Raw genomic sequence first — 9332 nt, forward strand, 5'->3', positions numbered from 1 at the left:
AGGTTATATGCCTGGTTAAGCCGCAATTTGAGGCTGGGCGCGACAAGGTGGGGAAGAAAGGGGTAGTGCGGGACCCGCAGGTCCATATGGAGGTCATCAATAAGGTGATCGCTTGCGCGGGTGGCGCTGGTTTGTCTTGTCAGGGCATGACCTTTTCCCCCATCAAAGGCCCCAAAGGAAATATCGAGTATTTGTTGCTTTTCAGACCAAACCTGGAGGAAACCGGCACAGACTGGACTCCGACTGTACAGAGAACCGTAAATGAAGCCCACCAGCAATTGGGGAACGCGAAATGAAATATTTATTGATAAGCAATCACCGTAAAGAACATACAACTGTCATGGCTGAGCAAACAGCGGATTGGCTTCAAGCTCAGGCCATCGAATGTGACATCGATGACGGACGTGAGGAGGCCTACACCCAACGGTATGACGTGATGATAGTACTGGGCGGGGACGGCACCATGCTGCGGGCCGCGCGGCGTTACGGACAATGCAATACCCCGATACTGGGGGTCAATCTGGGCACAGTCGGTTCGATGAGCAATATACAGGCCAGCGAACTGCTGCAATATCTGCCGCGGGTAATCGCGGGCCAATTCACCCTGGAACACCGCCTCATGCTGGCCGTGAGGGTTTTCGAAGATGAAAAATTGATCTCTGAATTTCAATGTTTAAATGAAGCCGTCATCAAGGCCACCGGGGCGCGGATGTTAAGCTTTTCGGTTCAGATCGACAACAGCCGGGCCTATCCTTTTTCTGGTGACGGGATTATGGTAGCTACTCCGACCGGATCCAGCGCTTATTCACTGTCAGCCGGGGGGCCTCTTTTGGATCCTAGTATCCTGGCTCTGGTGATCACTCCATTGGCACCGAACACCATGTCCTGGAAGCCGCTGGTCCTGAATCCTGACCGCAGGGTGCGGCTGCGGCCGCTTAGCTGCGAAGAGGCCGTATTATGCCTGGACGGGCAGATCTGCTTGTTGTCTGACCAGCAGCGCTGGGTTGAAATCGCCCGGGCTGAACAGCTGTTGCCATTGATAAAGCTTAAGGAGAAGCCTTTCCTGAAGACCATCAACAGCCGGCTGAGGCCCTTTGAAGGCTAGTTACCGCCGGGTTGAACCGGCTTAAAATGATATTCTGCCAGGGCAATACACCACGGAAATGCCGGCCAACAGACCGGATATGTACAGCGACCCTTTGATAACTCTGTCAAATTCGAGATGGGACAGGAGGCAAGGATGAAGGCTCGACGCCATTTTACCATTCTGGACATTATTGCCGGACAGCGGGTGGGCACACAAGAAGAACTCTGTGATCTCTTGAAGCAGCGTGGTTTCGATGTTACCCAGGCCACTGTTTCCAGAGATATCAAAGAATTGAAACTGGTCAAAACAGCTGACGGAGCAGGCTACCGCTATGCTCTGCCTGAAGGCACTCCGATGAAAAATACTTTTGACCGCATGCAGCGGATTTTCAGAGACCTGGTGATCAACTGCGACTGCAGCGAAAATATCATCGTGATTAAAACCATAGCAGCAGGTGCACAATCGGTGGCTTCAGTCATCGATGCCTATGAAAATCATCACATTTTGGGTACGGTGGCCGGTGACGACACCATTATAGTAGTGGTAAGATCCGCTATAGCGGTGGCTGAAGTGATGAACCTTTTCAACTCCTTGCTCAATGCTTGAGCGGGCCGGCAGGACCAATAAGGGCAAGCTATGCTATTAGAGATTTATATCAGCAACTTCGTTTTAATTGATAATGTGCGTATCGCCTTTCAACCCGGGTTGACCGTATTGAGCGGAGAGACCGGCGCCGGAAAATCGATCGTGATCGATGCGCTGGGGTTGATACTGGGTGACAGGGCTCAGAAAGAGCTGGTGCGGGATGCTGACCGCGCTGCTGTTGCCGAAGCCAGCTTTGATATCTCCGGGCTGCCGCAGCTGCAGGGCATGCTGGCTGAGAAGGGCTTCCTGGAGCAGGATGAAAGTCTCCTGGTATTGAGCCGGGAAATAGTAGCCGGCGGAAAGAATCTGGCGCGGTTGAATGGGCGGATAATCACGGCCGCCCAGCTCAGGCAGATTTCGGCCTGGCTTCTGGATATGCATCTGCAGCATGACCACCTCAGCATTTTAAAGCCTCATATGTATCTGCAGTACCTGGACCGCTGCGGCCCGGGAGCCCCGGCGCTGTTGAGGCAGGTAGAGGGCGGTTATCAATTGCTGCAGAAGCGCCGTCAGGAACTGGAAGAACTGCAGAGCTTGGAGCAGACCAAGCTGCAGCGTATAGATTTTCTGTCCTATCAAATCAGTGAAATCCAATCCGTCCATCTGCGAGCAGATGAAGAAGAAGAACTGCAAACAACCCGCGACCGCATTCGCAACCTGGAGAAGTTCCGGGCTGCGACCGAGCGATTGTTAGAGCTGCTCTACACCCAGGAACAAGGGCAAAATGCTTATGACCTTATCTCCACCGCGATTCAGCTGGTTCAGCCGCTTAACGATCCTTTCTTTGAGCCTGTTAAAGCTGCCTTACAGGAAGTCTGCTTCACCATTGAAGAAACCGCCGGTTCGGTATCGGCCTATAAACAGGCTCTGGAAGATGAGCCTTATGTTCTCGATGAGGTGGAATCGCGGCTGCATCTTATTCAACGCCTGAAAAGCCGTTACGGACAGAATATCACTGAGATTTTGCGGTATCTGGAAAATGCCCAACAGGAATTGGAGTATCTGCAAAATGACCAGACCCGCCAGGAGGACTTGAGACGGGAAATATCAGCCCTGGAAAGAGACTATTTGCATGCTGCGGAGCAGCTGAGCCAGCTCAGAAAGCAAGCCGCCCGGAAGCTGGAAGAGCAGGTGCATCAGCAGCTGTCAGAGCTTAACATGCCTCATTTGAAATTCGAGGTAAGGGTTTTGGACAGCGAAGCCAGCAGTACCGGCATAAACCGGGTGGAATTGATGTTCTCCCCCAACCCCGGGGAGGAGATGAAGCCTCTGCAGCGCGTGGCCTCAGGCGGAGAGATATCGCGTTTTGTGCTGGCTCTAAAGATTGTTCTGGCAGGGATTTATGATGTGCCGACCCTGGTGTTTGACGAGATCGACGCCGGGGTAGGAGGGCGTTCTTTAACCGCTATGGCGCGCAAGCTGGCAAATCTGTCACATCATTACCAGGTTCTTATGGTTACTCACGCCCCGGCTATTGCCAGCGTGGCCAGCCATCATTACCTGATCAGCAAGGAAATAGAAGGGGAGCGCACGGTTACCCGGTTACGCCTTTTGGACTTTGAGGAGCGCATACAGGAGCTGGCCCGTATGCTGGCCGGGGACAATATCAGTCAGCTTACCCTGGAACATGCCCGGCAGATGTTATCTGAGGGGCAGCAATGGCAGAACCGTCATTAAACGCTAGCTGATGCGCCGGGAGCTGAACCCATGATGCAAGCTTTTAATTTTTACGTTATGGGTGGGAGGTTATTCAATTTTATTGTTCTGGATTATTGATATTTTTGCTTATATTTTTACAATTAAAAGTTTTCGTTTATAAATGAAATCGCTGCCCGGCAGCCCAAACAGCAGTTATTCAGAAGAAAACAAAAATCCTTCCCATAGCTTGAAACCACTCTATGCTATCAGCCCATCTACTGGGATATTAACCAAATAGCTCACGACCCTGTGCAGTATAGTTTCTTCCCTGCAGGGAGACAATAAAAACTATCAGCGAATAGGGGAGTGACTAAATTGCGCCGATGGCGATCCACTTTTGGCATTATAATTTCAATACTATTTGTTGCTTTATGTTGCAGCCCTCAGGCGCGCACTATTCTTAATCTACCCCATCAGCAGAAAATGGTGGTAGGTGAAACCAACATCATTCCCATGCAGCTTCCCGGCTTGCTGGAAGAACGGCTGGTTTTGGAGATCTTTAATCCATCCCGCAGCGTTTTTGCTTCCCAGGGGGATCCAGCCGTAGTCGTATCCAAAAATGGTTCCGCTTATGAGATAACTGCTTTAAAACCCGGCAAGGCCTCCCTCAAGATCAAACTCCTGGGCTACATTCCTTTAAAATCAATATCCATCGAATCGGTCCCGCCTCGACGGGTGGTGGTTGGAGGACACTCAATCGGGGTTTTGCTGCAATCACGGGGCATAATGGTGGTGGGTTTTGCGCCTATTGTTGACAGCCAGGGGCAAAAACTATATCCCGCCCGGGAACAGGGGGTGGAGATTGGGGATCTGGTCCTAAAAGTCAATAATCAGGATGTAAGCACTGAAACCGATTTGGCACAAATCATCGATACCGTCAAAGACAGCGAACTGGTCCTCAATATTAAACGCAAGGACCGGATCATTGATTTGACAATAAAACCGGCTTTTTGTGCAGAGACCCAGCGTTTTCGGGTGGGGCTTTTTGTTCGCGACGGGGTGGTGGGAGTAGGCACCATGACCTTTTGGGACCCCGAAACCCGCCAGTATGCAGCCCTGGGACATATAATCATGGATGCGGACACCAAGCAAGGTATCGATGTATTAAAAGGGCGCATCGTATCTGCATCAATTCAGACCATCAAACCCGGCAAACCCGGGCGTCCGGGGGAAAAAATCGGGGTCTTTCAGGGTGAGAGCACCCTTAAAGGCAGTATTTCTAAAAATACTGAAGCCGGCATTTTTGGGAGCACCGAGGGCGTAGTCGAAAACCCGGCCTCGGCGCACAGCGTTGAAATCGGCTATGCCCATCAGGTTCATACCGGCCCGGCCCATATATATACAGTTGTAAACGGCACCAGCATCGAGGAATTTGAAGTGACTATAGAAAAAGTGTACCCGGAACGTAAAAATGGCAAAGGTATGGTGGTTAAAATCGAGGATCCCCGTTTGTTGACCATCACCGGGGGCATTGTCCAGGGCATGAGCGGCAGTCCCATTGTGCAGGACGGGCGTTTGATAGGGGCAATAACCCATGTTTTCCTAAACGATCCTCAGCGCGGCTACGGTATATTTATGGATAACATTTTGTCGGAAATGCCGGTACAGAATAACACTGTAAGCTCTTTTTCGACATCGATTTTTTCGCCCGCCCTGGCGAACTGTGCTTAAAAGCCCCCTTATTTTCAATATCGGTTGTCAGCCCCTCTCCAGATCCTGGTTTAGTCCTTTTGTTTGTTTATGACATTGCCTGTGGTATTTTAGGTTAATTTAGGTTAATAAAAAAGCAGGAAATACCTGGGGAATAGTCGAAATCGGTTCTACAATGAGTCGGGAATAGGAGGGGTTTTTAAGAAATGTTTTTTGATAACGACAAAATCAAAGTTCTGATTGCAGATGACAACCGTGAATTCTGTGGAATACTCAGGGATTATTTCACTAATGATCCCGATTTTGAATTAGTTGATGTTTGCACCAACGGTATGGAAGTTCTTAATGTTTTACAAAAACAAGAGGTTCAGGTTTTAATTCTAGATCTTATCATGCCATACATGGATGGAATTGGAGTATTAGAGAAAATTAACAGCATCAATCTGGAGACCAGACCCAAGATCATCATACTAACCGCTTTCGGACAAGAAAATGTCACCCAGAAGGCGGTTCAATTAGGTGTCGATTATTACATATTAAAACCATTTAATCTTGAGGTTCTAGGAGACCGGGTCAGGCAAGTGGTCAGAGACATCAAGCCCCGGGAAGAAAACCGGGGCGGAGTGGCCACATTGACCGTGCATCACGGCAGCGCGAAAAACCTTGAGGTTGAGGTCACCAAAGTCATTCACGAAATCGGAGTGCCGGCTCATGTAAAGGGATATCAGTATTTACGCGACGCCATCATGCTGGTGGTTGAAGAGATCAATTACCTGGGCGCGGTGACCAAGGAACTGTATCCGGCTATTGCTCAAAAATATGACACTACTCCCAGCCGGGTGGAAAGAGCTATTCGCCACGCCATCGAATTAGCCTGGGATCGCGGAGATGTAGATAAGATCAATAAGGTGTTTGGGTACACCATTAGCGGAGAAAAAGGCAAGCCTACGAATTCTGAGTTCATAGCCATCATAGCCGACCGCCTGCGCTTGGAAAACAAGGTTAGCTAACCGAGTTTAAGAGAACACTCTGTAAGAAATTACAGAGTGTTTTTTTTATGCGGAAAAACCCCCGGCCTGACCGGGGAAGGTTTTGCAAAAGCCGCCCCTTTGAGGGGCAGCCGGCAAAGGCATGCGGTTGGCAGAAGTTCAGTGCGCTTTAAGGCGCCGCCGGCAAGACGCCCTTATAGGGCTGACGCATGCCACCGGTTACCAGCGCTGGTCATGACTGGGCGCATGACTATTACAGGTGGAGATTTTTGATGGTTCCGCGGCATAATTCCTATATTGTGACCGGGGTGGTATACTGGACAAGGAAGATTTTGGCCGGAGTTGCATTTAAGAACCCGGTTAAGGCCATATTAATTATCGATACAAGGCAACAGCGTTGTAAACCGCCTTTTAAAAATTAATAGGAGATTGGTTGATGATAAATGAAGATCGGCTTGTAAAAGGCTTTTGTAAACTGGTCGGTACCGCCTCGGTATCAGGGCGCGAAGGAGCCGTACGGGACTTGTTGATCAAGGCCATGGCCGACCGGGGCCTCAAGGCGACAGAAGATGCGGCTGCCCTTACGGTTAACGGCGAATCCGGAAACCTGTTGGCGCGCATTCCCGGGAATGCGCCTGGCCAGAAGGTGCTTTTCGCCGCCCACATGGATACAGTTGAGCCGGGAGAGGGTGTCGTTGCCGTGGTTGAAGCGGGTATTATCCGCAGCCAGGGTGATACCATACTGGGATCAGACGATAAAGCCGCCATTGCCGCCCTCCTGGAAGCCCTGGATGTATTACGGGAAAAACATCTGGCCTTTCCTGATTTGGAGCTGCTTTTCACAGTAGGGGAGGAACAGGGCTTGAAGGGGGCCAAGGCCTTCGATTTCAGCGTGCTCCAGTCGGAAATCGGCTATGTTTTGGATGCCGGGGGAGAGCCGGGTTGTATCGTGATACAGTCCCCCTGTCAGAATGAAATAGAATATGAGGTATACGGGCGGGCAGCTCACGCTGGCATCAACCCGGAGGAGGGCCTTAACGCCGTTCACCTGGCAGCCAAAGCTTTATCGTCCATGCCCTCCGGCCGTATTGATCACGATACCACCTGTAATTTCGGGCTGATTGCCGGGGGAAAAGCCCGCAATATAGTGGCTGAATACTGCCATGTCAGGGGGGAGGCCCGCAGCTTATCGCGCCGCAAACTGGATGAGCTTACCGCCGCCTTGACACAGACATTCTGCGACGAAGTCGAAAGACAGGGGGGCAGGGCTCAAACCAGCATCACTTTGCTCTACCCCGAGATAAGCCTCAAGCCAGACGATGAAGTGGTGCGCCTGGCGGCCTCAGCAGCCAGATCAATCGGGCTCAAACCGCGTTTGATAAAAACCGGCGGAGGCAGTGATGCCAGCATTATTCATGGTGCGGGAATACCCTGTGCCAACCTGGGGGTGGGCATGCAGAAGGTGCATACCTGCCAGGAATTTATTAAGCTTTCCGACCTCTCAGCCGTAACCCGGCTCATTCTGGCCATCATACAAACCGCTGTTGAACAAAATCCGGACTCAAACCCGTAATCAATGCAGGCTGAGGCGAATATACTCCTGAAGAAGCATTTCTCCTGGCACTTTTTCCAGCCAGGCCAGTATTTCTCCGATTTTGCCCTGCATGGTCATGCTGTTATGAGCGATAAAAATGTTCATTACCATCACCTCTGCTGCAGTATATGCAGGAGGTGGAAGAGTTATACAGGGAGGGCTCAAAATGTATTTCGAGGAGAAAACTATCGAATCCAAGCCCATATTTAAAGGGAGAATCATCGAAGTCAAGGTCGACCGGGTGCTCCTGCCCGGTGGGCAGGAGAGCACCCGCGAGATCGTTTTGCACGCCGGCGCGGTGGCTATCGTTGCCATCGATGACCAGGAAAACCTGTACCTGGTGCGCCAGTACCGCAAGCCTTTGGAAAAAACCCTGCTGGAGATTCCGGCCGGCACCCTGGAAGAAGGGGAAGAACCGCTGCATTGCGCCCAGCGCGAATTGGAGGAAGAAGTGGGAATGAAAGCGGAACGCTGGGAGAAACTGCTGTCCTATTACAGCGCGCCCGGCTTTTGCAACGAGCTTTTACATATATTCCTAGCCACCGGACTCACTCCCGGAGTCGTCCATTTGGATGCGGATGAATTCGTTGAAAGAGTCATTATGCCGTTAGACCAGGCCGTTAAGGCTATTGAAACCGGCCAAATCGCAGACGGTAAAAGTATTATCGGCATACAGTGCTGGTTGAACCGTAGGGCGGCTAAGTAGATGCATCGTTATTACGCTGATTTGCATATTCATATCGGCTCTGCACAGGGAAGGGCAGTTAAAATTACCGCGTCACGGCATTTAACCCTGCATAAGGTGCTTTTTCAGGATGCCCCGCGCAAAGGTCTGGATATAGTGGGGATTGTGGATACGGGCAGTCCGTTGGTCAGCGCAGAAATGGAAGCCATGCTCACAGAGGGCTCTCTACAGGAACTGGCGGGGGGCGGGTTTTTGGCCAACAATGGAGTCTTGCTGGTCGCCGGGTGTGAAATAGAAACCTGTGAAGGCATACATGTTATTATCTACCTGCCTGACCTGAAGAGTATCCGGACTCTCCAGAAATACCTGCATACCAGGGTCAAAAATCCCAACCTCTCCACTCAGGCGGCTCGATGCAGCACTCTGGATCTCATTAATCTCAATGTCTTACTTGATGGGATCTTTTGCCCGGCTCATGTTTTCACTCCGCATAAAGGCATATACGGCTGCTGGACCCGGCGCTGGGCTGACGTTTTGGGGAGGCAGTCCCGGCAGATCAAGATATTGGAACTCGGCCTCAGCGCCGACACCGATATGGCCGACTGCATTGCGGAAACCCGCCCGGTGAGCTTTCTATCCAATTCTGACGCCCATTCCTCGGGCAACATCGGGCGCGAGTTCAATCTGTTGCGCATGCAAAACAAGAATTTCGAAGAGCTGCGCTTGTGTCTGTACAAATCCTCGGGGCGCAATGTGGCTGCTAATTTTGGCATGGACCCCCTTCTGGGGAAATACCACCGCACCTATTGCAATAAATGCCGGCGCATTGCGGTTGAAGAGGCTCCGATCCTCAAATGCCCGGTCTGCGGGGGTACAGACGTGGTGATGGGGGTGTATGACCGCATCGTCAGTATCCGCGACTATGACGAACCGCACCACCCGGTGGGCCGGCCCCTTTATCGTTACCGGGTTCCTTTGAAAGAT

General features: G+C 51.2%; 10 protein-coding genes. 9 read left to right on the forward strand and 1 reads right to left on the reverse strand.

The window, feature by feature from the left end; genetic code table 11:
• The 7 genes from B2633_RS08265 to B2633_RS08295 form a co-directional block, all read left to right on the forward strand.
• On the forward strand, positions 1–296 hold a 296-nt coding region (locus B2633_RS08265; RefSeq protein WP_483170126.1), incomplete at its 5' end, for an SAM-dependent methyltransferase.
• Positions 293–1105 carry an NAD(+)/NADH kinase gene (locus B2633_RS08270; protein WP_483170127.1) on the forward strand — a complete coding sequence of 271 codons (813 nt, stop codon included), beginning with the start codon at positions 293–295 and terminating at the stop codon, positions 1103–1105. The genes B2633_RS08265 and B2633_RS08270, both read left to right, overlap by 4 nt.
• A 135-nt stretch (positions 1106–1240) precedes the next feature.
• Positions 1241–1693: an arginine repressor gene (gene argR, locus B2633_RS08275; RefSeq protein WP_483170128.1), complete on the forward strand. Its 453-nt coding sequence runs from the start codon at positions 1241–1243 to the stop codon at positions 1691–1693.
• A gap of 30 nt (positions 1694–1723) precedes the next feature.
• Positions 1724–3409 carry a DNA repair protein RecN gene (gene recN, locus B2633_RS08280; RefSeq protein WP_483170129.1) on the forward strand — a complete coding sequence of 562 codons (1686 nt, stop codon included), beginning with the start codon at positions 1724–1726 and terminating at the stop codon, positions 3407–3409.
• 336 nt (positions 3410–3745) lie between these two features.
• Positions 3746–5101 (forward strand): SpoIVB peptidase, encoded by a 1356-nt coding sequence (gene spoIVB, locus B2633_RS08285; protein WP_483170130.1) that lies wholly within the window; start codon positions 3746–3748, stop codon positions 5099–5101.
• Positions 5102–5286: 185 nt separating this feature from the next.
• Complete coding sequence (gene spo0A / locus B2633_RS08290) at positions 5287–6090, forward strand: sporulation transcription factor Spo0A (protein WP_481040554.1); 804 nt, start codon at positions 5287–5289, stop codon at positions 6088–6090.
• 415 nt (positions 6091–6505) lie between these two features.
• Positions 6506–7642, forward strand: a complete 1137-nt coding sequence (locus tag B2633_RS08295; RefSeq protein WP_483170132.1) for a M20/M25/M40 family metallo-hydrolase — start codon at positions 6506–6508, stop codon at positions 7640–7642.
• Here the strand turns inward: B2633_RS08295 and B2633_RS08300 are convergent, their stop codons facing one another.
• On the reverse strand, positions 7643–7768 hold the full coding sequence (locus tag B2633_RS08300) for a hypothetical protein (protein ID WP_481040550.1): 126 nt from the start codon (positions 7766–7768) through the stop codon (positions 7643–7645). It abuts the gene before it with no gap.
• Positions 7769–7829: 61 nt separating this feature from the next.
• On the opposite strand from B2633_RS08300, the gene B2633_RS08305 reads away from it, so the two are divergent.
• Entirely contained in the window at positions 7830–8369 is a 540-nt protein-coding gene (locus B2633_RS08305) for an NUDIX domain-containing protein (protein ID WP_481040548.1), read from the forward strand.
• Positions 8370–9332 (forward strand): endonuclease Q family protein (locus B2633_RS08310; protein WP_483170133.1); only part of this gene is annotated, 963 nt, incomplete at its 3' end.

The sequence above is a fragment of the Syntrophomonas sp. UBA1041 genome, assembly GCF_002316705.1.
Lineage (GTDB): Bacteria > Bacillota > Syntrophomonadia > Syntrophomonadales > Syntrophomonadaceae > DTU019.